Origin of the sequence: Micromonospora sp. B11E3 (assembly GCF_039871625.1) — a bacterium.
In the GTDB taxonomy this organism is placed as follows: domain Bacteria; phylum Actinomycetota; class Actinomycetes; order Mycobacteriales; family Micromonosporaceae; genus Micromonospora.
Genome location: NZ_JBDPMC010000013.1, coordinates 36022 through 57371 on the forward strand (window position 1 = coordinate 36022; position 21350 = coordinate 57371).

Consider the following 21350-nt stretch of genomic DNA (forward strand, 5'->3'; position numbering starts at 1 on the left):
GACGTGGGCGCTGGCCGCCCGCGCCGGCGACCCCGTCGCCCAGGCCGCCTTCGTCCGGGCCACCCAGGCCGAGGTCTGGCGGTTCGCCGCCGCGCTGGTCGACCCGGACAGCGCGGACGACCTCACCCAGGAGACGTACCTGCGGGCGTTCCGGGCGCTGCCGGCGTTCGAGGGACGCTCCAGCGCCCGTACCTGGCTGCTCGGCATCGCCCGCCGGGCCTGCGCCGACCACCTGCGCACCGTGGTCCGCCGCCGCCGGCTCGCCGAGCGGCTGGCCGCCGACGGGCACACCGGCCGCCCGCATCCCGACCCCGCCGGGCAGCTCGGCGCCGCCGACCTGGTGCGCCGGCTCCCCGCCGAGCGGCGCGGGGCGTTCGTGCTCACCCAACTGCTCGGCCTGTCGTACGCCGAGGCCGCCACCGTGGAGGGGGTGCCGGTCGGCACCATCCGCTCCCGGGTCGCCCGGGCCCGCGACGACCTGGTCGAGGCCCTCGGCGACGCCCTGACCGGATGAGCGGGAACTTCCGCCGGAGGCAGGGCGACCAATGACCGTGACCGCATCCCGCATCCGGGCCACCCGATGGCCCGCCGTCCGGCCCTGGGTCGGCGTCGCCACCCGGCTCGGGCTGGCCACCGTGTGGCTGCTCGCCGGCGCCAGCAAGGCCGAGGACCTGGCCGCGTCCGGCCGTGCCGTCAACGCCTACCGGCTCCTGCCGTACGAGGTCGCCACGGTGGTCGGCGCGGCGCTGCCCTTCGTCGAGCTGGCCCTCGGGGCGCTCCTGCTGCTCGGGCTCGCCACCCGGCTGGCCGCCGCGGTCTCGGCGGCGCTGCTGGTGGTCTTCGTCGCCGGCATCGCCTCGGCCTGGGCGCGCGGCCTGTCCATCGACTGCGGCTGCTTCGGCAGCGGCGGGCAGCTCGCCGCCGGGCAGGCCCCGAGCTACCTCCCGGAGATCCTCCGGGACGTCGCCTTCCTGGCGCTGGCCGGCTTCCTGCTGATCTGGCCCCGCACCCCCGTCTCGGTCGACGGCTGGCTCGCAGGCCCACCCGTGGAGGACGAGGATGAGTAGTCGCAAGGGGCAGCGGGACGCCGCCCGGGTGGTCCGGCAGCAGATCGCCCGCGAACGCCGGCGCAGGCGCACGATCTGGGCCTCCGTGGCCGCGGTCGCCGTGCTGGTGATCGCCGGCCTGATCGGCTGGGGCGTCTGGTCCGGCCAGCGCGGCGGCGGCTACACCGCCCCGCCCGGCGCCACCGTGGCCGGCACCGGCATCGCCCACGGCTCCGGCCCCGTCGTCATCGACCTGTACGAGGACTTCCTCTGCCCGATCTGCAAGCAGTTCCAGCAGACCAGCGGCCCGACCGTGGAGCAGCTCGTCGCCGAGGGCAAGGCGACCGTGGTGTTCCACCCCGTCGCCTTCCTCAACCGGTACTCCACCACCCAGTACTCCACCCGCTCCTCGGCCGCCTCCGGCTGCGCCGCCAACGGCGGGAAGTTCCGCGAGTACGCGGGCGCGCTGTTCGACCGGCAGCCGCCGGAGGGCAGCGCCGGGCTGAGCGACGCCGAGCTGGCCGACATCGCGGCCGGCGTCGGGCTGAACCGGGACACCTTCGCCTCCTGCCTGTCCGACGGCACGTACAAGTCGTGGACGAAGCACGTCACCGAGGACGCGAGCAAGGCCGGCGTCACCGGCACCCCGACCGTGCGGGTCAACGGCAAGGAGGTCGCCGACCGCAGCCCCGAGGGGATCCGGGCAGCCGTGGCGGCGGCCGGCAAGTGATCCCCGCGCCCCTGCGCCGCGCCGCGCTCACCGCCGCCGCGCTCACCGCCGTCCTCGCCCCCGCCACGCCGGCCGCCGCGCACGGGGCGGACGCCCCGAACGGCGCCGACTACCGGGCGCAGGTCACCGCCGTCGCCCCGGCCCGCCCCGGGCTGACCGTCCGGGTGGTGGAGGCGGGGGCGCGGCTGGAGCTGATCAACCGCACCGGCCGGCCCGTCGAGGTGATGGGCTACTCCGGCGAGCCGTACCTGCGGATCGGCCCCGACGGGGTGTACGAGAACACCCGCTCCCCGGCGACGTACCTGAACCGGACCCTCGCCGGGGACGCCACCCTGCCCGACCGGGCCGACCCGGCCGCCACCCCGGACTGGCGGCGGATCGACGACGGCCCCGCCGCCCGCTGGCACGACCGGCGCACCCTCTGGCGGGAGGCGAACCCGCCGCTGTCGGTACGCGCCGACCCGACCCGGGAGCAGCGGGTCCGGGACTGGGTCGTTCCGCTGCGCGACGGCGCCGAGCCGGTGGAGATCCGCGGCACGCTCGACTGGGTGCCGCCGCCGGACGCGTACCCCTGGTCCGTGGCCGCCACCCTGGGCTTCCTGGCGGTGGCCGCCGCCGGGCTGCTGGCCGCCGGCACCACCGCCGGGGCACGGGCCCTGGCCGCGGTCGGCGGCCTGCTGGCGGCCGGCGGGGTCGCCGCGCTCGCGCTCACCGTCGGCCGGGAACTGGACGCCGGCGCGGCCGGCCCCGGCGGGGTGCTGGCCGGCCTGCTCACCGGGGGCGTCTGGGCGCTGCTCACCGGCCTCGGCGCCGTCGCCGCGGGCGCGTACGCGCTGGCCCGCCGCCCCGCCGCCGACTTCGCCCTCGCGCTGGCCGGGGCCTGCCTGGCGCTCTTCGTCGGCGTCACCAACGCTGCCGCCCTCGCCCGCTCGGTGCCCCCGGCCCCCTGGCCCGGCGAGGTGGCCCGCCTGCTGGTCACCCTGGTCCTCGCCACGGGCGCGGGCGCCACCGCCGCCGGTCTCCTGCGCCTGCGGTCCACCGCCCGGGCCGCCCGCCCGGCCGCCCCGGTCCCGGCGCCGCCTGCGGCCGTCGGCGGGGCGGGCTGACGCCCCCGGTCAGGTCCGCGGGCCGGTCAGCGATGCGGGCCGGTCAGGGGTGCGGGCCGGTCAGGGGTGCGGGCCGGTCAGGGATGCGGGCCGGTCAGGGGTGCGGGGCGAAGCCGTACGGCAGCTCCAGCCGGTGGCGGGCCAGCAGCTCGGAGTCCGCGAGCAGTTCCCGGGTCGGCGCGTCGGCGACGATTCGCCCGCCGTCGAGGATGACCGAACGCTCACACAGCTCCAGCGCGTACGGCAGGTCGTGGGTGACCATCAGCAGGGTCACCGGCAGGGCGCGCAGGATCTCGGCCAGCTCCCGGCGAGCCGCCGGGTCGAGGTTCGACGAGGGCTCGTCGAGCACCAGGATCTCCGGATGCATGGCCAGCACGGTGGCCACGGCCACCCGGCGGCGCTGCCCGAACGACAGGTGGTGCGGGGCGCGGTCCCGGTGCTCGCTCATCCCCACCGCCGCCAGGGCCTCGTCCACCCGGGCCGCCAGCTCCGCGCCGCGCAGCCCCAGGTTCGCCGGGCCGAACGCCACGTCCTCGGCGACCGTGGGCAGGAAGAGCTGGTCGTCCGGGTCCTGGAAGACGATGCCGACCCGGCGGCGGACCTCCGCGAGGGTGTCCCGGTCCCGGCTGACCGTCAGCCCGCCGACGCTCACCGCGCCCTCGGTCGCCGTGAGGATGCCGTTGAGGTGCAGCACCAGGGTGGTCTTGCCGGCGCCGTTCGGGCCGAGCAGCGCCACCCGCTCGCCGCGCGGCACCGTCAGGTCCACCCCGTGCAGGGCGACGTGCCCGTCCGGGTACGCGTACCGGACGCCGCGCACGTCGAGGGAGACAGCCGTGGTCTGCACGTACCCGATCATGTCAGGACCACGGCGGCCGCGGCGATGCCGGCCGCGACCAGCGGCACGCTCGCCCCGGCCAGCCACTGCCCGGCGGTGGCCGCCCCGGCGCCCTGCCAGACCGCCGGCATCCGGCCCGAGTAGCCGCGCGACACCATCGCCAGGTACACCCGCTCGCCGCGCTCGAACGCGCGCAGGAACAGCGCCCCGATCCCGGCGGCGAAGCCGCGCAGCTGCCACAGGAAGCGCGGGTCGTCGCCCCGGGAGATCCGGGCCACCCGCATCCGGCGGGCCTCGCCGACCAGCACGTCCAGGTAGCGGAGCATGAACGTGGCGATCTGGGTGAGCACCTGCGGGCAGCGCAGCCGGTCCAGCCCGAGGATCAGGTCCCGGGTCGTCGTGGTCGCCGCCAGCAGCAGCGACGCCAGTACGCCCAGCGTGCCCTTGGCGAGGATGTTCCACCCGCCGAGCAGCCCGTCCACGGAGAGCGCGACGCCCGCCACCTCGACCCGCTCCCCCGCCCCGAGGAAGGGCAGCGCGAACGCGAACAGCACGAACGGCAGCTCGATCGCGGCCCGGCGCAGCAGCCAGCCCGGCCCCACCCGGGCCAGCGCCGCCACGGCCGCGACCAGCAGGGCGTACCCGCCGAAGGCCCAGAACGCCGTCCGCGGGGTGGCCACCACCGCCAGGGTGAACAGCACCATCGCGGCGATCTTCACCTCGGGCGGCAGGCGGTGCACCGGCGAGGCGGACTCCCGGTAGAGCACGTGGGCGTGTCCGGCTCCCATCGGCGTACCCGCCCCTACCGGGCCGTCGCGGCGCGCTCGGCCTCGGCCCGGTCGCCGGTCGCCTCGCCCCGACCGCTCGGGTCGTCTGCGCCGTCCGCGCCGTCTGCGCCGTTTGGGCCGTCCGGGGCGGCTGCGCCGTCTGCGCCGTCCGCGCTGTTTGGGCCGTTTGGGCCGTTTGGGCCGTTGGGGCCGTTGGGGCCGTCCGGGGCGGCGGCGCCGCGCCGGCGCAGCAGCCAGAACGCGCCGCCGCCGACGGCGAAGGTCAGCAGCACGCCGAGCACGCCCGACAGGCCGGTGGAGAGGAAGTCGTTGTCCAGGCCGCGCACGCCGTAGTCGGCCAGCGGGCTGTCGCCCAGCTCGTGGTCCCGCTCCCGCTGCGCCGGGCAACTGCCGCCGGTGATCTCCCCCTCGGCGTCCACCGTGCAGCCCCTGAGCAGCGACGAGTCCAGCCCGTCCGGGTGCGCGGAGGCGTAGTTGCTGACCACGCCGGCCAGCAGCAGGGCGACCAGCAGGCCGCCGACGACGAAACCCCAGGGACGCTTGCTCATCGGGCACCTCCGGCCACCGGAACGACGGGAGCCGGCGCAGCCGGCTTCAGGGCACGCAGCGCGTACACGAGGTCGGGGCGCACCTTCGCGACGGTGACCACGGTGGTCGCGGTGATCAGCCCCTCGCCGACGCCGATCAGCAGGTGGACGCCGGCCATGGTGCCGGCGAGCCCGGCCAGGTTGCCGCCCAGGTCGGTGGTGCCGCCCAGCCAGTACTGCAGCACGAAGCCCATGGCCGCGACCACGACGCTGACCAGCGCGGAGACGAAGGCGGTCACGCCGAGGCCGGCCGGGGTGCGCGGCAGCACCCGCAGCAGCAGGGCGATCAGCAGGTACGCCGCCGCGGTGCCGAGCACGGCCATGTTGGTGACGTTCAGCCCGAGCATCGCCACCCCGCCGTCGCCGAAGACCAGCGCCTGGACGACCAGCACCACCGCCACGCAGAGCGCGCCGACCCACGGGCCGACCAGCAGCGCGGCGAGCGCGCCGCCGAGCAGGTGGCCGCTCACCCCGGCGGTGAGGATCGGGAAGTTGAGCATCTGGACGGCGAAGATGAACGCGGCGACCAGGCCGGCCATCGGGGCCAGCCGGTCGTCCAGGTCCCGCCGCCCGCGCAGCACGCACAGAGTCAGCACGGCCAGGGCGAAGGCGGCGAAGACGGCGGCGACGGGACCGTCGATGATCCCGTTCGAGATGTGCATCGCCAGGGTTTCCACTCGACCTCCCGAGGCGCGGCGGGACGGTCCACGCCGACGGGGTCAGCCTATTGGCGGCGGGTTGCTGTTGCCAATAGCTTGCAACAAGCCGAGGTGTTGATCACCAATCGAGCGGCCCGGCGGGGCGGTGACGCTCCCGACGGGACGGTGCGGTGACGCGCACGACGGGACTGCGCCGCGGTGACGCTCCCGACGGGACGGCGGCGCCGTGACGCGCCGCGGTGACGCGGATGGCCTCGGCGCGTCCTCCCCCGCCGGGGCGCCGGGGCCGGCGGTAGGGTCCCAACCATGACCGCGCCTGCCCGCCTCAGCCCCGGCGACCCCGCCCCCGAGTTCACCCTGCCCACCGACACGGGCGGGACCCTTTCCCTGGCCGACCTGCGCGGCCGCCGGGTGATCCTGTACGCCTACCCCGCCGCCATGACCCCCGGCTGCACCAAGCAGGCGTGCGACTTCCGCGACTCGCTCGCCTCGCTCCAGGCCGCCGGCTACGAGGTCGTCGGCATCTCGCCGGACAAGCCGGAGAAGCTGGCGAAGTTCCGCGAGCGCGACGCCATCACGTTCCCCCTGGTCGCCGACGTCGACAAGGCCGTGCTCACCGCGTACGGCGCGTACGGCGAGAAGCAGTCGTACGGCCGGACGGTGACCGGGGTGATCCGGTCCACCTTCGTCATCGACCCGGACGGGAAGATCGAACGGGCGCTCTACAACGTCAAGGCCACCGGGCACGTGGCCAAGCTCCGGCGCGACCTGGGCCTGGACTGATCCTGTCGTACCGGGCCACTACCGTGCGTGCGTGGCCCGGTACCGCTATCCACCCGAGGCGCTGGCCCGCGCCGCCGCGCAGGCCCGCAGCGTCGCCGACATGCTGCGGCTGCTCGGCGTCCGACCGAACGGCGGCTCGCACGCCCACATCAGCCGGCAGCTCAAGCGCTTCGGCATCGACACCTCGCACTTCACCGGCCGCGCGCACAACCGAGGCGGGCGGGGCGTGCGGGTCCCGGTTCCGGCGTTGCTGATCAAGCGCCCGAACGGCGCCCGGAGGATCCCCGGTTGGCGGCTGAAGCGGGCACTGGCGGCCATCGGCCTGCCAGAGGAATGCGAGGTGTGCGGAACCGGACCGGTCTGGCAGGGCGCGCCACTCACCCTGCACGTCGATCACATCAACGGCGACTTCCTGGACAACCGGCCGCACAACCTGCGCCTGCTCTGCCCGAACTGCCACAGTCAGACGGCCACGTATGCGGGCTCGCGACGGCCGGATGTGGTCGCGCCGGATGTGGTCTACGATCCGAAGGCCGTGACGCCGACCGGATTTCCGATCGGTAGGCGACTCCGTCGTCCACCGGAGTGGCCGTGGAAGATGACGGTGTACACGATGAAGGGGCCGTAGCCCAACGGCAGGAGGCACGCGGTTTAGGTCCGCGACAGTGCGGGTTCGAATCCCGCCGGCCCTACTCACTCGCCCCGGGTCTGCCACCGCCCGGGTCGGGCGGCTGTCGTGCGCGTCACGACCAGGGGTCAGCGGGCCGCGCCTGAGCCAGGATGGCCGCGTGAGTCTGCGCTTCGTCCTCGACCCCGACCTCACCGCCGAGCTACGCGAGCAGCTCGTCTCCCTCTGGGTGGACGTCACCAACGCCGGCGGCGCCGTCGGCTTCGTCGCCCCGGTCACCGCCGCGGACGTCCTCGGCATCGCCGAGCCGACCTTCGCGGCCATCGCGGACGGCCCGGACCGGCTGCTCGTCGCGTACGAGGGCGAGCGCCCGGTGGGCATGCTGATCTTCGCCGACAACCGGTTCCACCTGAAGACGCACTGGTGTGTGCTGAAGCGGGTGATGGTGCACCCGGACACCCAGGGCCGGGGCCACGGGTACGCGCTGATGCGGGAGGCGGAGCGGCTGGGCCGCGCGATGGGCTTGGCGGCGCTGCACGTGACGGTGCGGGGCGGGCTGGGGCTGGAGCGGTTCTACGAGCGCCTCGGGTACCGGGAGGTGGGCCGGCTCCCGGGCGCGCTCCGGGTCGCCCCGGGCGACGACCGGGACGAGATCTTCATGTGGCTCAACCTGGCCGCGCCGGGCGCCTGACCTGCCGGAGCCGGCCCCGCCGGGCGCCCGACCTGCCGGAGCCGGCCCCGCCGGGCGCCCGACCTGCCGGAGCCCGGCCCCGGCGGGCGGCGCGGGCGCGCCGGGCGCGCCGGGCGCGCCGGTCAGCCCGCCACGATCAGCGGGTCGCCGACCCGCACCGCGCCCGGCCCCTCGGGGACGAGGTTCAGCCCGAACCGGAGCTTGCCGTCGACGTTGCGGCGTCGCCCGAGGGTGTGCAGCGGCTCCTTGCCGCGTACCCCGGTCTCCTGGTCGGTCGTGGTGACCACGCAGCGGCCGCACGTCCCGCCGGCGCGGAACCACGCCGACCCGATCCGCAGCCGGCGGCCGACCCAGCCGTCCTCGGCCCAGGCCGGCGCGCCCACCACGACGAGGTTGGGCCGGAAGCGGCTCATCGGCACGGCCTGCTCGCCGGCGTCGGCGAGCCAGCCGTTCAGCGCGTCGAGGGAGGCGGCGTTGGCCAGCAGCAGCGGGTACTCGTCGGCGAAGCTGACCTGGTCGCCGGTGTCGTGGACCAGTTGCCCGACGGGCACGTGCCGGGCGGGCCGGGCCAGGTGGACCAGCCGGACCGGGCGGTCGAGCAGGGCGCTGAGCCAGGCGTCGGCGGCCGGGCCGGCGGGCAGCGCGGCGACCTGCTGCCGGCTGCTGAACACCCGCACAGGCAGCGGGTCGACCCGGGTGGGTTCGGCGACGCGCAGGTCGGGGCGGCCGGCGGCGCGCAGCAGCAGGCCGCCGTCGCGGGGCTCGACCAGCAGCCCGACGAGCGCGGTGGCCTCCCGCTGGGTGACGCCGAGCCCGTCCGCGTCGATCACCATCCAGCGGCGGTCGCCGGCCAGGCCCCAGGGCTCGACCCGGGCGTCGTCGTGGTCGAGCCGGCGGCACCCCTTGACCGGGTACGTGTGGAGGGCGGCGAGCCTCACCAGGCGACCCCGATCCCGTCGCCGGGGTACCAGTGCCGGGCCGGGGTCTCCCGGTACGCGAGGAAGCGCCGGCCGGTGCGTTCGGCGTGCTCGGCGAGGACGTTGGTGTGGGTGACGTTGTCGGTGAGCAGCAGCCCGCCGGGGGCCAGCTTCGGCTCGACCGCCGCGAACTCGCGTTTCTCGTGTTCCCGGCTGTGGTCGCTGTCGTGCAGGAACAGGTCGACGGGCCGGTCGAGGGCGGCGATGGAGGCGATGGAGTCGCCCACCACCAGGTCGACGACCTCCGACCAGGGCGCGCTGCGGGCCAGGTAGCCGGCCTCGGGGTTGATGTCGAGGGAGGTGACCCGGCCGGGGTGCCCTTCGGCGGCGTTGCGCAGCAGGGCGGCGGCCAGCACGCAGGTGCCCAGTCCCTTGTCCACGCCGGTCTCGACGACGTGCGCGGGTCGGGTGGCGCGGACGATGGCGTACCAGCCGACGCGGCGGGCGTAGCGGACCTGCCGGTCGGCGAGGCCCCGGCGGGACGCCTCGGCGGTGGCCCGTTCGATGTGCCGGCGCAGCGCGTCGTCGTCCTCGATCTCGGCGAACCAGCCGCGGACCCGGGCCACGGGCACGTCGCAGACCACGCTGACGAACCAGGCCAGGTGGTGGCGGCTGAGCTTGGTCAGCTCGTACGTGTAGTTGTGGTGCTCCCGGGAGGTGAGCAGCCAGCGGGCGGAGGTGCGCAGCACCTTGGCGTCGTGCCGGGCCACCCGGGCGAGTCGCTTGGGAAAGGCGGCGACCGGGGCGAGTCGGGTGCGGGCGATCGCCCGCCGCAGCTTCGTTGCGTCCACGGGGAGGGTTCTACCAGGTTCCGGGAAACGGAAGCTGAGAAAGTTTTCTTTCAGCCCGACGCGGTCCGCCGCGGGCGGGCGGTGCAGCCGGCCCTGATCAGCCCTGCCGGCGGCGCCGGAACAGGACCACCAGGCCGACGACCAGCCCGGCGATCAGCGCTCCCCCGAGCGCGGCGACGGACACCGTGACCCAGGCCGGCTGGCCCGACGAGTCGCCTTCGAGCTTCTGGCGCTGCGCGGCGTTCTCCCGGTACGCCTGGGCGAGCAGGTTGGCCGGCGAGTCCTTCGCGACCCGGTCGAACGCGGCCACCGCCGTCGGCTGCTCCCCGCCGAAGTACGCGTCGAGCCCGTCGCGGTAGCGCTCGTCGGCGGCGCCCAGGGCGTTGTCGACCCCCACCTTGTCGAGCAGGGCGGCGCCGGTGGCCGCCGGGACCACCACGTCGTTGGCGTTGTCGGGCCGTGCCTCGTCCCGGCCCTGGTCGAGGATGCCGACGACCCGGCCGCTCGGGTCGAGCGCCATGCCGCCGTGGGAGATCCGGCTGGCGTCCCCGTTGACCCGGTAGATGGACACGGAACCCGACTGGGCGACGTCGGTGACGGTCACCAGCCGCGCCCGGGGGGTGTACGTGGAGCCGCGGGAGCTGCTGTCGCTGAGGCGGAAGCCGACCGTGAGCAGTGGGGCGCCCGCCTTGAGGGTGCTCGACGTGTTCAGCTCGACCGCCGGCAGGTCCTCGCGGAGCAGCTTGACCACCGCGGCGCCGCCCTGTTCGGCGGGGAGCGCCTCGACGATCTGGCCGGGGACGGCCGGCGCCACGGTGAGGCTGCCGCGGGCGCTGTTGAGCTGCCCGTACACCTGCACGGTCGGCTGGGAGCCGGGCTCCTGGCCGGTGAAGCTGGTGGCGGGCAGCTTGTCCTGGACGTAGTCGTCCACCTGGGCCGAGGTGAGCTTGTGGTCGTCGACGAGGTCGTCGGCGTACGAGTCGAGGGCGCTCTCCCGGATCACCTCGTCGGGTGGGCGGACGCAGGAACTGCTGGTCAGGACGTGCCCCTTGGTGGACACGACGAAGCCGCTGCACCGCCGGTTGACGGTGATCGGCTTCGTGCCCAGCGGTGCGTTCGTGGCGCTGTCCCGCAGGTAGCCGGTGATCACCGTCTCGAGGAAGACGAGCGACGGCGCGGCGGTCGCCAGGGCGCGTTCCTCTGGGCTGTACGGCCCGAACGTCGTCCACGGCTTGAGCGAGACGTCCACGGAGGTGGTGGTCGGGAAGGTGGTGGGGGCGGCGGGGGCGGCGTCCCCACCGCGGCCGGCCGCCTTCGTCCAGAACACCAGGCCACCGCTGACGGCGACGAGCAGCACGGCGAGCACGGCCGCCCCGATCCACGGGCCCCCGGACCGCCGTTCCGGCGCGGACGGCTGGATGCGGCGCTGCGGGTTGGCGAAGGGGTCCTGGGTCGCGGCGGCGTGGTCGAAGGGCGTGCCGCCGGACACCGGGACGCCCGAGACGGGGTGCCCGGTGGCGACGGGCTGCGGGCCCCAGTACGGCGTCCCGCCCGAGACCGGATGCACGGGCCCGCCGGAGACCGGGTGCATCGGCCCGCCGGAGACCGGATGCATCGGCCCGCCCGAGACGGGATGCGCCGGCCCGCCCGAGACCGGGTGGACGGGCGTACCGCCCGAGACCGGGTGCACCGGCGTGGCGGCCGGGACGGGCTGCACCGGCGTGGCGGCCGGGACCGGCTGGGTGGGCACGACCGTCGGCAGCGCCACGGTGGCGTCCCACCCGGGCTGCGGCTCGTCGCCCTCGGGGCGCAGCTGCATGCCGAGCATCTGGAACAGCCGCTGGGCGGCACCGTCCTCCTCGGACGGGTACGCGACCCACGGCTGGGCGGCGGCGAAGTCGGCGTTGAGGTAGCGGTGCCCGCCGGGGGTCTGCGCGAGCGTGTTCGCGGCGTTGGTGAACGCCTCACGCCAGGGCGGGTCGGCCGCGGCCGCCCCCTCCAGCACGGCGACCGTGACCAGCCGGTCCTGTCCATCGACGGCCCACCAGGCCCTGCCGACCTGGCAGACGCCTGAGGTCTCCGTGAACCTGTACGGACCAACCGGCTGCATGTCCACTCCCTCTGCTCACCCGCCGTGCGGATAGTACAGACGTGGCACGACGTCACTGGGCGGCGCGGGTTGCCTCTGAAAGCTTTACAGTCGCCGCATGAATGACGGAGGTACCGTCGGCGCATCCGCCGACCGGGTGCTCGACCTGTTCCAGGGCGTCCGGCTCACGCCGACGCAGCACCGGATCGCGCACAGCCTTGTGCAGCATGCCGCCACGGCGGCGTATCTCTCCGCGGCCGAGGTGGCCGGGCGTACCGGGGTGCGGGTGCCGATGGCGGGGGGTGCAGCGTGAGCGAGGATCTGGTCGCCCGGTTCCGCAAGCTCTGGGACGAGATCGCGCCCATCGGGCGGGACGCCCGCAGCGGCGGCTACCTGCGGTACGCGTTCACGGAACCGGAGCTGACGCTGCGCGACTGGTTCCGGGAGCAGGCCGAGCGCCGGGGCATGCCGGTCACCGCCGACGGCAACGGCAACCTGTTCGCCCGGTGGGGCGACCCGACGGCCGGGAACGCGGTGCTGACCGGCAGCCACTTCGACTCGGTGCCGCACGGCGGGGCGTACGACGGGCCGCTCGGGATCGTCAGCGCGTTCCTCGCCGTGGACGAGCTGCGGGCCGCCGGGTCCACCCCGGTCCGGCCGCTGGTGGTGGCCGCGTTCGCGGAGGAGGAGGGCGCCCGGTTCGGCGTACCGTGTCTGGGGTCGCGGCTGCTCACCGGCGCGCTGGACCCGGACCGCGCGGCCGGGCTGCGCGACGCCGACGGGGTGAGCCTGGCCGAGGCGCTGGGCGACCGCCCGGCGGGCGCCCGCCCCGACCTGCTGGGCGGCTGGTCGACGTTCGTGGAGCTGCACGTCGAGCAGGGCCGCGCGCTGGTCGAGCAGGCCGCGCCGGTCGCGGTGGCCAGCGCCATCTGGCCGCACGGCCGCTGGCGCTTCGACTTCTCCGGCGAGGGCAACCACGCCGGTACGACGCGGATGGCCGACCGCCGCGACCCCATGCTCACGTACGCGTTCACGGTGCTCGCGGCGAACAAGGAGGCCCGGCTGCGCGGCGCGCACGCCACCGTGGGCCGGGTGGCCGTCGAGCCGAACGCCACCAACGCGATCCCGTCGAAGGTGACGGGCTGGCTGGACGCCCGGGCGGCGGAGCCGGAGACGCTGACCGGGCTGGTCGAGGCGGTCCGCGCCAAGGCGGCCGAGCGGGCGCGGCGGGACGGCACGGAGGTCGCCCTGACCGAGGAGTCGGCGACCCCGCTGGTCGCCTTCGACGGCTGCCTGGCCGACCGGCTGGCGGCGCTGCTCGACGCGCCGGTGCTGCCCACCGGGGCGGGCCACGACGCCGCGGTGCTGGCCGGGCACCTGCCCACCGCGATGCTGTTCGTGCGCAACCCGACCGGGGTGTCGCACGCCCCCGCCGAGGGCGCCAGCGACGCCGACTGCGCCGCCGGGGTGACCGCCCTGGCCCGCGTTCTCGGGGAGCTGACGCTCGGGGAGCCGACGCTCGGGGAGCCGACGTGCACGTGAACACCTCCGCGGCGCGGAGGGCCGGCACCCGCTCGCGGGCCCTGTGGAGTTGCCCGCACGGACGGGGCGGCGGCCGGGCGAGGCCGGGCGAGGCCGGGCGAGAGACCACGTGCGCCGCGCGGGCCACTCCGCCTGGCGGCGGTGGCGGTAGCACCGACGGGGCAGCTCCACAGGGGGTGGACGAGGTGACCGCGAGCCGCTGGCTGGCCGAGCACGCCTGGCTGCCCGGGCTGACCCTGCCCGGGCTCGCCAACGCCCACTCGCACGCGTTCCACCGGGCGCTGCGCGGGCGCACCCACGGCGGCCGGGGCGACTTCTGGACCTGGCGCGACCAGATGTACGCGGTCGCGTCCCGGCTCGACCCCGACTCGTACCTGGCCCTGGCCCGCGCCGCGTACGCGGAGAGGGCGCTGGCCGGGATCACCTGCGTCGGCGAGTTCCACTACCTGCACCACGGCCCCGGCGGCGCCCCGTACGGCGAGGCGAACGCGATGGGCGCGGCGCTGGTCGAGGCCGCCGCGCACGCCGGCGTCCGGATCACCCTGCTGGACACCTGCTACCTGACGGCCGGCGTGGACGGCGCGCCGCTGGCCGGCCCGCAGCGGCGCTTCGGCGACGGCGACGCGCTGCGCTGGGCCGAGCGGGGCGCGCCGCTGCACGTCCACCTGTCGGAGCAGCCCGCCGAGAACGACGCCTGCCGGGCCGTGCACGGGTGCACCCCGACCCGGCTGCTCGCCGACCACGGGGTGCTCGGGCCGAGCGCCACCGCCGTGCACGCCACCCACCCGACCAGCGCCGACGTCACGCACGTGATGGTCGACGGGCGGCAGGTCGTCGCCGACGGCCGGCACCTGACCGTGGACGTGCCGCGCGAGCTGCGCGCGGCCATCGAGGAGGTGACCCGGTGAGCGCACTGCTGGTCGACAACATCGGGGAGCTGGTCACCAACTCCACCGGCGGCGAGGACGGGCCGCTGGGCATCCGCCGCAACGCCGCCCTGCTCGTCGAGGACGGGCGGGTGGCGTGGATCGGGCCGGCCCGGTACGCGCCGGCCGCCGACCGGCGGATCGACGCCGACGGCGCCGCCGTGCTGCCCGGCTTCGTGGACAGCCACGCCCACCTCGTCTTCGCCGGGGACCGGGCCGCCGAGTTCGCCGCCCGGATGGCCGGCGAGCGGTACACGGGCGGGGGCATCCGGACCACGGTCGGCGCGACCCGGGCGGCGAGCGACGACGAGCTGCGCGCCACCGTGCGCCGGCTGCGCGGCGAGGCGATGCGGCAGGGCACCACCACGATCGAGATCAAGAGCGGGTACGGCCTCACCGTCGCCGACGAGGCCCGCTCGCTGCGGATCGCCGCCGAGTTCAGCGAGGACGCCACGTTCCTCGGCGCGCACGTCGTCCCCGCCGAGTACGCCGACCGCCCCGACGACTACGTGGGCATGGTCTGCGGGCCGATGCTCGCCGCCGCCGCCCCGCACGCCCGTTGGATCGACGTGTTCTGCGAGCGGGGCGCCTTCGACGTCGACCACGCCCGGGCGATCCTCGCCTGCGGGCAGGCGGTCGGGCTGGGCGTGCGGGTGCACGCCAACCAGCTCGGCCCCGGGCCCGGCGTGCAGCTCGGGGTGGAGTTGGGCGCGGCCAGCGTCGACCACTGCACCCACCTGTCGGACGCCGACGTCGACGCGCTGGCGGCGACGACGGTGGACTGGAGCTCGGGTGCGGAGACGACCACCGTCGCCACCCTGCTGCCCGGGGCCGAGTTCTCGACCCGGTCGCCGTACCCGGACGCGCGGCGGCTGCTCGACGCGGGCGTCACCGTGGCGCTGGCCACGGACTGCAACCCCGGGTCGTCGTACACGTCGTCGATGCCGTTCTGCATCGCGCTCGCCGTACGCGAGATGCGGATGACCCCGGCGGAGGCCGTCTGGGCCGCGACCGCCGGGGGCGCGCGGGCGCTGCGCCGCGACGACGTCGGCCGGCTGGAGCCCGGCGCGCGGGCCGACCTGATGATCCTCGACGCCCCGTCCCACCTGCACCTGGCCTACCGGCCCGGGGTTCCACTGATCCGCCAGGTTCTGCACAACGGAGTTCCCCAATGACGACCGTCACCGTCCAGCCCACGGGGATCTCCCCCGCCGACGTGCTCGCCGTCGCCCGCGGCACCGCCAAGGTCGTCCTCGACCAGTCCGCCGTGGACGCCATGGCGACCAGCCGGTCCATCGTGGACGGCATCGAGGCCGCCGGCCGCCCGGTCTACGGCGTGTCCACCGGGTTCGGGGCCCTCGCGAACACCTTCGTCGCGCCGGAGCGACGGGCCGAGCTCCAGCATGCGCTGATCCGCTCGCACGCCGCCGGGGCGGGCGCCCCGATGCCCCGCGAGGTGGTCCGGGCGATGATGCTGCTGCGGGTCCGCTCGCTGGCGCTGGGCCGCTCCGGGGTCCGCCCGCTGGTCGCCGAGGCGCTGGTGGACCTGCTCAACCGCGAGGTCACGCCGTGGGTGCCGGAGCACGGCTCGCTCGGCGCGTCCGGCGACCTGGCCCCGCTCGCGCACTGCGCGCTGGTGCTGCTCGGCGAGGGCTGGGTGCTCGGCCCGGCCGGCGACCGGATTCCCGCCGCCGAGGCGCTGCGCCGGGTCGGGCTCGCGCCGATCGAGCTGGCCGCCAAGGAGGGGCTGGCGCTGATCAACGGCACCGACGGCATGCTCGGCATGCTGCTGCTGGCGGTCCACGACGCGGCGCACCTGTTCACCATGGCCGACGTGACCGCGGCGCTGGCGATCGAGGCGATGCTCGGCTCGGAGCGGCCGTTCCTGCCCGAGCTGCACGCGATCCGGCCGCACCCCGGGCAGTCCGTGTCGGCGGCGAACATCCACCGGCTGCTCCAGGACTCGGCGGTGATGGACTCCCACCGCCACGACCTGTCGCACGCCGTGCAGGACGCGTACTCGATGCGCTGCGCGCCGCAGGTCGCCGGGGCGGCCCGAGACACCCTGGACTTCGTCCGCACGGTCGCCGACCGGGAGCTGGTGTCCGTGGTGGACAACCCGGTGGTGCTGCCCGACGGCCGGGTCGAGTCGACGGGCAACTTCCACGGCGCCCCGCTCGGCTTCGCCGCGGACTTCCTGGCCATCGCCGCCGCCGAGGTCGGGGCGATCGCCGAGCGCCGGGTGGACCGGCTGCTCGACGTCACCCGGTCCCGGGACCTGCCGGCGTTCCTCTCCCCCGACGCCGGGGTCAACTCCGGGCTGATGATCGCCCAGTACACCGCGGCCGGGATCGTCGCGGAGAACCGCCGGCTGGCGTCCCCGGCCTCCGTGGACTCGCTGCCGACCAGCGGCATGCAGGAGGACCACGTCTCGATGGGCTGGGCGGCGACGAAGAAGCTGCGCACCGTGCTGGACAACCTGACCAGCCTGCTCGCGGTGGAGCTGCTGGCCGCCGTGCGCGGCCTGCAGCTGCGCGCCCCGCTGGAGCCGTCCCCGGCCGGCCGGGCCGCACTGGCGGCGCTCGGGGACGTGGCCGGCGAGCCGGGGCCGGACGTCTTCCTCGCCCCGCTGATGGAGGCCGCCCGCGAGGTGGTGCGCGGCCCCGAGCTGCGCGCCGCGATCGAACGGCAGATCGGCTCGCTCGGCTGACCGGCGGGGCGGGTCAGGCCGCCGGGGGCAGCACCTTGGCGACCAGCTTGGCCAGCTCGCGCAGCGCCTTGCCGCGGTGGCTGACCGCGTCCTTCTCCTCCGGGGTCAGCTCCGCGTTGGTGCGGTCCCGCCCGTCGCCGAGGAAGATCGGGTCGTACCCGAAGCCGCCCTCGCCGCGCGGGGCGCGCAGCACCCGGCCGGCCTGGCGGCCGTCGACGAGGTGCTCCCTGCCGTTGGGCAGCACCAGCGCCACGGTGCAGACGAAGGCGGCGCCCCGGTACTCGTCCGGCACGTCGGCGATCTGGTCCAGCACGAGCTGGAGGTTGGCCTTGTCGTCGCCGTGCCGGCCGGCCCAGCGGGCGCTGAACACCCCGGGCATGCCGTTGAGCGCGTCGACGGCGATGCCGGAGTCGTCGGCGATGGTCGGCAGGCCGGTGCGCCGGCAGCCCTCCCGCGCCTTGATGAGCGCGTTCTCGCCGAAGGTCAGGCCCGTCTCCGGCAGCTCCGGGTACTGCTCGACGTCGTCGAGGCCGAGCAGGGCGATCCGGTGCGCGCCGAGCGCGCCGTCGAGGATCCGCTGCAGCTCGATGAGCTTCTTGCGGTTACGGGTGGCGAGCAGGACCTTGTTCATGAGAGAGCCTTCCGCTGGGCATCGGCCAGTTCCGCGCAGCCGGCGACGGCCAGGTCGAGCAGGGCGTCGAGCCGGTCCCGGGCGAAGACGCCGGACTCGCCCGTCCCCTGCACCTCGACGAAGTCGCCCGTGCCGGTGCAGACCACGTTCATGTCCACCTCGGCCGCCACGTCCTCTTCGTAGCAGAGGTCGAGGCGCGGCTCGCCGGCGATGACGCCGACGCTCACCGCGGCGACCGACCGGTGCATCACCCTGTCCACCTTGCCGGCCAGCGCCCTGCGCTCGGCCAGCCAGGTCACCGCGTCGTGCAGCGCCACGTACGCGCCGGTGATCGCCGCCGTGCGGGTGCCGCCGTCGGCCTGGAGCACGTCGCAGTCGAGCACGATCGAGTTCTCGCCGAGGGCCTTGAGGTCGACGCCGGCCCGCAGGCTGCGCCCGATGAGCCGGGAGATCTCGTGGGTACGCCCACCGATGCGGCCCTTGACGCTCTCCCGGTCGGAGCGGGTGTTCGTGGCCCGGGGCAGCATCGCGTACTCGGCGGTGACCCAGCCGAGCCCGGAGCCCCTGCGCCAGCGGGGCACACCCTCGGTGACGCTCGCCGTGCACAGCACCCGCGTCCCGCCGAACTCGACGAGCACGGAGCCCTCCGGGTGGGTGCTCCAGCCCCGGGTCAGCGTCACCGGTCGAAGTTGGTCGGGCCGCCGCCCGTCAGGTCGTGCCATCCCTGCACCCTATGCGGTGCGGCCGTCCGGCCACCGCTCGCCCCGGCCCCTCTCAGTCGCACTCCTGGACGCGGACGTTCAGCACGAGCGGCCGATCCCAGCCGGTCGGCACCTGCTCCAGCCCGGTCGTGGTCGCGGTCGCCCGGCAACCCTTCACCCGCCACGTCCAGGTGCAGGTGGGGCCGCCGTACTGGAAGCCATTGGCCACGCAGCGCGTCACGTCCTCGATCTTCGCGTCCTGCGCGCCGGCCGCGACGAGCCACTCGTGCACCCGCTCGCCGAGGTCCACCGGGCACCGGCCCTGCGGGCAGGTGAACCGGTACACCCGCAGCGACGAGTCGTCGCCCTCGACGAGCCCGTCGGAGGTGAAGCTGCGCGGCGAGCCCCAGTCCGTGAAGATCGCCCTCCGCTCGGCCATGTCCTGCCGGGGCACCCACCAACCCACGTACCCGGCGATGCCGCCGCCGGCGCAGAGCCCCATCGCGAGCAGCCCGGCGAGCAGGACGAAGAACACCCGCAGCCCGGTGGACCGGCGCGGGCCCGGCCGGCGGGTGCGGGTACGCGCTCGCCGGGGGTGCCGGCGGGTACGGTCCGGCCGCCGCCGACGGCCGGGGAGCCGGCCACGGCCCGGCCTGGGCGGGCGGTGTCGGCGGGAACGGCGGGCCGGACGGAGCTGGCGGAGGGGTCGGCGGATGGGGCTGCCAGCCGGCCGCCCCGGAGGGGGAGTCGCTCACCAGCGGGATCCTAGGGGGACGACGGCGGGTTCGAGGCCCCGGTCGGGGCCGCCGGCCCCGCAGCCGCCCGGTGCGCGGCGAGGAAGCCGGCAACGGCGGCCGGCCAGCCGAACCGCTCCGCCCGGGCGCGGGCGGCCGCCCGGCGGTGGGACTCCGGGAGGTCGAGCAGCCGGGTCACGGCGGCCGCGAACGACGCGGGCGTCCCGTGCGCGGTCGCCCCGGCCGGGCCGAGCACCTCGGGCAGGGCGCTCGCCGCGTCGGCCACCACCGGCGTGCCGCAGGCGAGCGCCTCCAGCCCGGCCAGGCCGAACGTCTCCACCGGCCCGGGCGCCAGCACCACGTCCGCGCTGGCCAGCAGCGTGGCCACCGCAAGCCGGTCCGGCAGGAAGCCGGTGAAGTGTACGGGCAGGTCGGTGGCGCGCCGGACCAGAGCGGCCCGCAGCGGCCCGTCGCCGGCCATCACGAGCGTCGCCGGCAGCCCGGCCCGGCGCAACGCGGCGAGGGCGTCGACAGCGAGGCCCGGTCGTTTCTCCGGCGACAGCCGGGCGCAGTGCACCAGCAGGATCTCCGTGTCGTCGGCGTACCACTCGCGGACGCCGGGGTCGGCGCGTCCGGGATGGAACGTCTCCAGGTCGACGCCGAGCGGCACCAGCGACACGTCGGGCGCGCCGAGGCGGTGGAACTCCTCCGCCGCCCACCGGGTGGTGCAGACGATCCGGTCGTACGCGCGGACGGTGGCCGCGTTCAGCCGGTCGGCGAGCCGGCGGGCGGCGGGGCGGGGCAGCCTCCACTGAGCCAGCAGGCCGGTGAGGCTCTCGTGCGACACCATCACCGACGGCACGCCGTTGGCCCGCGCCCAACTGCCCGCCCAGCGCAGGGTGGACCGGTCGGACACCTCCAGGCGGTCCGGCGCGAGCGAGTCGAGCACCCGGACCACGTCCCGCCGGCTGGTGAGCAGCCGGTAGCCGCCGCTGCCGGGAACCGCGGGCCCGGGCAGCGTCAGCAGGCGGCCGTGTCCGTGCCGGGTGTCCTCGTGCCGCGGGCCCGGCACCAACAGGACGGGGTCGTGTCCCGCGGCCCGGTATCCCGCGCCGAGGTGGCGCAGCGCCGTGCGGAGCCCGCCGGAGCGCGGGGCCACGAAGTTCGCCAGCCGGACGATGCGCAGGCCGGACGGCGCCGGCCCGGGCGCCACCGACGGGTCTCCCATGTCGGTCATCACGCGGCCGGCAGGGCGCGGGCGGAACCCGCGGCGGCCTGGACCGCCCGGTAGTGGGCGATCAACTCGTCGCCGACGGCGGTCCAGCTGCGCCCCTCGACCATCGCCCGCCCGGCCGCGCCGTACGCGGCGCGGCGGGCGGGGTCGGCGGCCAGCGCCGCGACCGCGTCCGCCAGCGCCTCCGCGTCGCCGGGCGGCACGAGCAGGCCGGTCTCACCCGTGCGCACCAGGTCCACCGGTCCGCCGCTGGCGGGCGCGACGACGGGTACGCCGCTGGCCGCGGCCTCCTGCAGGGTCTGGCCGAAGGTCTCGTGCGGGCCGGTGTGCACGAAGACGTCGAGGCTGGCGTAGAGCCGGGCCAGCGCCGCGCCGTGCTGCACGCCGAGGAAGGTCACCTTCGGCAGGGCCCGTTCCAGCTGCCCACGGGCGGGGCCGTCGCCGGCCACCACCACGCGGACGCCGGGCAGCCCCGCGGTTGCCGCGAGCAGATCCACCTGCTTCTCCGGGGCCAGCCGGCCGACGTATCCGACCAGGGTCTCGCCGGCGGGGGCGAGCGTGCGACGCAGCGACGGGCAACGGTGGGCCGGGGCGAACCGCTCGGCGTCGACGCCGCGCCGCCAGAGCCAGACCCGTTCGACGCCGTTGGCGCTCAGATCGGCGGCGGCCCGGGTGGACGGAGCGAGGGTCCGGTGCGCCGAGTTGTGAATGGCTCGGAGCCGCCGCCACGCCGCAGCCTCGCCCCAGCTGACGCGGTAGGCCCGGGCGTACGCGGCGACATCGGTCTGGTAGACGGCGACCGTGGGCAGCCCGTGCCGGGCGGCCACGGCGGCCGCCCGGGCCCCGAGCACGAAAGGGCTGGCGAGGTGTACCACGTCCGGCCGGTGGGCCAGCAGGGCCTCCGGCAGCCGCCCGCCGGGCACCCCGAGCCGGAATCCCTGGTAGCGCGGCAGCGGCACGCTGGGGATCCGGATCACGGGGTACGGCTGCCGGCCGGTGTCCCGGTGCCTTGCGGCGGGGGCCGGCGCGATGACCAGCGGCTCGTGGCCGCGGCGCAGCAGGTGTTCGGCGCTCCGCACGACCGAGTGCGCCACGCCGTTGACGTCCGGGGGGAACGACTCGGTCACGATGGCGATGCGCATGGCCCCACCGTGGGGGTCGC

The 21350-nt window shown here is 76.0% G+C and carries 21 protein-coding genes, 1 tRNA gene and 3 pseudogenes; 13 read left to right on the forward strand and 12 right to left on the reverse strand.

Annotated features, from left to right (window positions below):
- Nucleotides 1-10: 10 nt before the first annotated feature.
- Genes ABGB16_RS09815 through ABGB16_RS09830 form a run of 4 tightly spaced genes read left to right on the forward strand, consistent with a single transcriptional unit; the run spans nucleotide 11 to nucleotide 2882 of the window.
- The gene (locus tag ABGB16_RS09815; RefSeq protein ID WP_347667752.1) at nucleotides 11-514 is read left to right on the forward strand and encodes a sigma-70 family RNA polymerase sigma factor; all 504 of its coding nucleotides are present in this window, start codon (nucleotides 11-13) and stop codon (nucleotides 512-514) included.
- A gap of 31 nt (nucleotides 515-545) precedes the next feature.
- A complete protein-coding gene (locus ABGB16_RS09820; RefSeq protein WP_347667669.1) occupies nucleotides 546-1067 on the forward strand; it encodes a MauE/DoxX family redox-associated membrane protein in 522 nt (173 codons plus the stop codon).
- On the forward strand, nucleotides 1060-1776 hold the full coding sequence (locus ABGB16_RS09825) for a thioredoxin domain-containing protein (protein WP_347667670.1): 717 nt from the start codon (nucleotides 1060-1062) through the stop codon (nucleotides 1774-1776). The genes ABGB16_RS09820 and ABGB16_RS09825 overlap by 8 nt, the downstream gene beginning before the upstream one ends.
- Nucleotides 1773-2882, forward strand: a complete 1110-nt coding sequence (locus ABGB16_RS09830) for a hypothetical protein (protein ID WP_347667671.1) — start codon at nucleotides 1773-1775, stop codon at nucleotides 2880-2882. The genes ABGB16_RS09825 and ABGB16_RS09830 overlap by 4 nt, the downstream gene beginning before the upstream one ends.
- 94 nt (nucleotides 2883-2976) lie before the next feature.
- Here the strand turns inward: ABGB16_RS09830 and ABGB16_RS09835 are convergent, their stop codons facing one another.
- The 4 genes and pseudogenes from ABGB16_RS09835 to ABGB16_RS09850 form a co-directional block, all read right to left on the reverse strand.
- Nucleotides 2977-3738, reverse strand: coding sequence for an ATP-binding cassette domain-containing protein (locus ABGB16_RS09835; RefSeq protein ID WP_347667672.1), 762 nt, complete (start codon nucleotides 3736-3738; stop codon nucleotides 2977-2979).
- A complete protein-coding gene (gene cbiQ / locus ABGB16_RS09840) occupies nucleotides 3735-4505 on the reverse strand; it encodes a cobalt ECF transporter T component CbiQ (RefSeq protein WP_347667673.1) in 771 nt (256 codons plus the stop codon). Before cbiQ ends, ABGB16_RS09835 begins: the two co-directional genes overlap by 4 nt.
- Before the next feature lie 215 nt (nucleotides 4506-4720).
- A pseudogene (locus ABGB16_RS09845) lies at nucleotides 4721-5053 on the reverse strand (PDGLE domain-containing protein); the annotation flags it as partial.
- Nucleotides 5050-5769, reverse strand: a complete 720-nt coding sequence (locus ABGB16_RS09850) for an energy-coupling factor ABC transporter permease (RefSeq protein WP_347667674.1) — start codon at nucleotides 5767-5769, stop codon at nucleotides 5050-5052. The pseudogene ABGB16_RS09845 and the gene ABGB16_RS09850, both read right to left, overlap by 4 nt.
- A gap of 288 nt (nucleotides 5770-6057) precedes the next feature.
- Here ABGB16_RS09850 and bcp point away from each other — a divergent pair, with 288 nt between their 5' ends.
- The 4 genes from bcp to ABGB16_RS09870 all read left to right on the forward strand — a co-directional run bounded on the left by bcp (nucleotide 6058) and on the right by ABGB16_RS09870 (nucleotide 7853).
- Nucleotides 6058-6534 (forward strand): thioredoxin-dependent thiol peroxidase, encoded by a 477-nt coding sequence (gene bcp / locus ABGB16_RS09855; protein WP_347667675.1) that lies wholly within the window; start codon nucleotides 6058-6060, stop codon nucleotides 6532-6534.
- A gap of 100 nt (nucleotides 6535-6634) precedes the next feature.
- Complete coding sequence (locus ABGB16_RS09860; protein ID WP_347667676.1) at nucleotides 6635-7162, forward strand: HNH endonuclease signature motif containing protein; 528 nt, start codon at nucleotides 6635-6637, stop codon at nucleotides 7160-7162.
- Nucleotides 7153-7226 (forward strand) — tRNA-Leu (locus ABGB16_RS09865). Before ABGB16_RS09860 ends, ABGB16_RS09865 begins: the two co-directional genes overlap by 10 nt.
- A 96-nt stretch (nucleotides 7227-7322) precedes the next feature.
- Nucleotides 7323-7853, forward strand: a complete 531-nt coding sequence (locus ABGB16_RS09870; protein ID WP_347667677.1) for a GNAT family N-acetyltransferase — start codon at nucleotides 7323-7325, stop codon at nucleotides 7851-7853.
- A 122-nt stretch (nucleotides 7854-7975) separates the two neighbouring features.
- Here the strand turns inward: ABGB16_RS09870 and ABGB16_RS09875 are convergent, their stop codons facing one another.
- From ABGB16_RS09875 to ABGB16_RS09885, 3 genes are all read right to left on the reverse strand, one after another.
- On the reverse strand, nucleotides 7976-8791 hold the full coding sequence (locus ABGB16_RS09875) for an MOSC N-terminal beta barrel domain-containing protein (protein ID WP_347667678.1): 816 nt from the start codon (nucleotides 8789-8791) through the stop codon (nucleotides 7976-7978).
- Nucleotides 8788-9621 (reverse strand): class I SAM-dependent methyltransferase, encoded by an 834-nt coding sequence (locus ABGB16_RS09880; protein WP_347667679.1) that lies wholly within the window; start codon nucleotides 9619-9621, stop codon nucleotides 8788-8790. Before ABGB16_RS09880 ends, ABGB16_RS09875 begins: the two co-directional genes overlap by 4 nt.
- Before the next feature lie 97 nt (nucleotides 9622-9718).
- Complete coding sequence (locus ABGB16_RS09885; RefSeq protein ID WP_347667680.1) at nucleotides 9719-11731, reverse strand: trypsin-like peptidase domain-containing protein; 2013 nt, start codon at nucleotides 11729-11731, stop codon at nucleotides 9719-9721.
- Between the two features lie 97 nt (nucleotides 11732-11828).
- On the opposite strand from ABGB16_RS09885, the pseudogene ABGB16_RS09890 reads away from it, so the two are divergent.
- From ABGB16_RS09890 to hutH, 5 genes and pseudogenes are all read left to right on the forward strand, one after another.
- Nucleotides 11829-11978 (forward strand): annotated as a pseudogene (locus ABGB16_RS09890) (transcriptional regulator); the annotation flags it as partial.
- Nucleotides 11979-12019: 41 nt separating this feature from the next.
- On the forward strand, nucleotides 12020-13252 hold the full coding sequence (locus tag ABGB16_RS09895) for an allantoate amidohydrolase (protein WP_347667681.1): 1233 nt from the start codon (nucleotides 12020-12022) through the stop codon (nucleotides 13250-13252).
- Nucleotides 13253-13473: 221 nt separating this feature from the next.
- Nucleotides 13474-14079, forward strand: a pseudogene (locus tag ABGB16_RS09900) (amidohydrolase family protein); the annotation flags it as partial.
- 77 nt (nucleotides 14080-14156) lie between these two features.
- The gene (hutI, locus tag ABGB16_RS09905; protein ID WP_347667682.1) at nucleotides 14157-15353 is read left to right on the forward strand and encodes an imidazolonepropionase; all 1197 of its coding nucleotides are present in this window, start codon (nucleotides 14157-14159) and stop codon (nucleotides 15351-15353) included.
- A complete protein-coding gene (gene hutH, locus ABGB16_RS09910) occupies nucleotides 15350-16888 on the forward strand; it encodes a histidine ammonia-lyase (RefSeq protein ID WP_347667683.1) in 1539 nt (512 codons plus the stop codon). The genes hutI and hutH overlap by 4 nt, the downstream gene beginning before the upstream one ends.
- Nucleotides 16889-16901: 13 nt before the next feature.
- Here hutH and rdgB read toward each other — a convergent pair whose 3' ends face one another.
- The 5 genes from rdgB to ABGB16_RS09935 all read right to left on the reverse strand — a co-directional run bounded on the left by rdgB (nucleotide 16902) and on the right by ABGB16_RS09935 (nucleotide 21330).
- Nucleotides 16902-17519: an RdgB/HAM1 family non-canonical purine NTP pyrophosphatase gene (rdgB, locus tag ABGB16_RS09915; RefSeq protein WP_347667684.1), complete on the reverse strand. Its 618-nt coding sequence runs from the start codon at nucleotides 17517-17519 to the stop codon at nucleotides 16902-16904.
- Entirely contained in the window at nucleotides 17516-18241 is a 726-nt protein-coding gene (gene rph, locus ABGB16_RS09920) for a ribonuclease PH (protein ID WP_347667685.1), read from the reverse strand. Before rph ends, rdgB begins: the two co-directional genes overlap by 4 nt.
- 52 nt (nucleotides 18242-18293) lie before the next feature.
- On the reverse strand, nucleotides 18294-18755 hold the full coding sequence (locus ABGB16_RS09925; protein WP_347667686.1) for a hypothetical protein: 462 nt from the start codon (nucleotides 18753-18755) through the stop codon (nucleotides 18294-18296).
- 230 nt (nucleotides 18756-18985) lie between these two features.
- Nucleotides 18986-20191 carry a glycosyltransferase gene (locus tag ABGB16_RS09930; protein ID WP_347667687.1) on the reverse strand — a complete coding sequence of 402 codons (1206 nt, stop codon included), beginning with the start codon at nucleotides 20189-20191 and terminating at the stop codon, nucleotides 18986-18988.
- The gene (locus tag ABGB16_RS09935) at nucleotides 20191-21330 is read right to left on the reverse strand and encodes a glycosyltransferase family 1 protein (protein WP_347667688.1); all 1140 of its coding nucleotides are present in this window, start codon (nucleotides 21328-21330) and stop codon (nucleotides 20191-20193) included. The genes ABGB16_RS09930 and ABGB16_RS09935 overlap by 1 nt, the downstream gene beginning before the upstream one ends.
- Nucleotides 21331-21350: the final 20 nt, after the last annotated feature.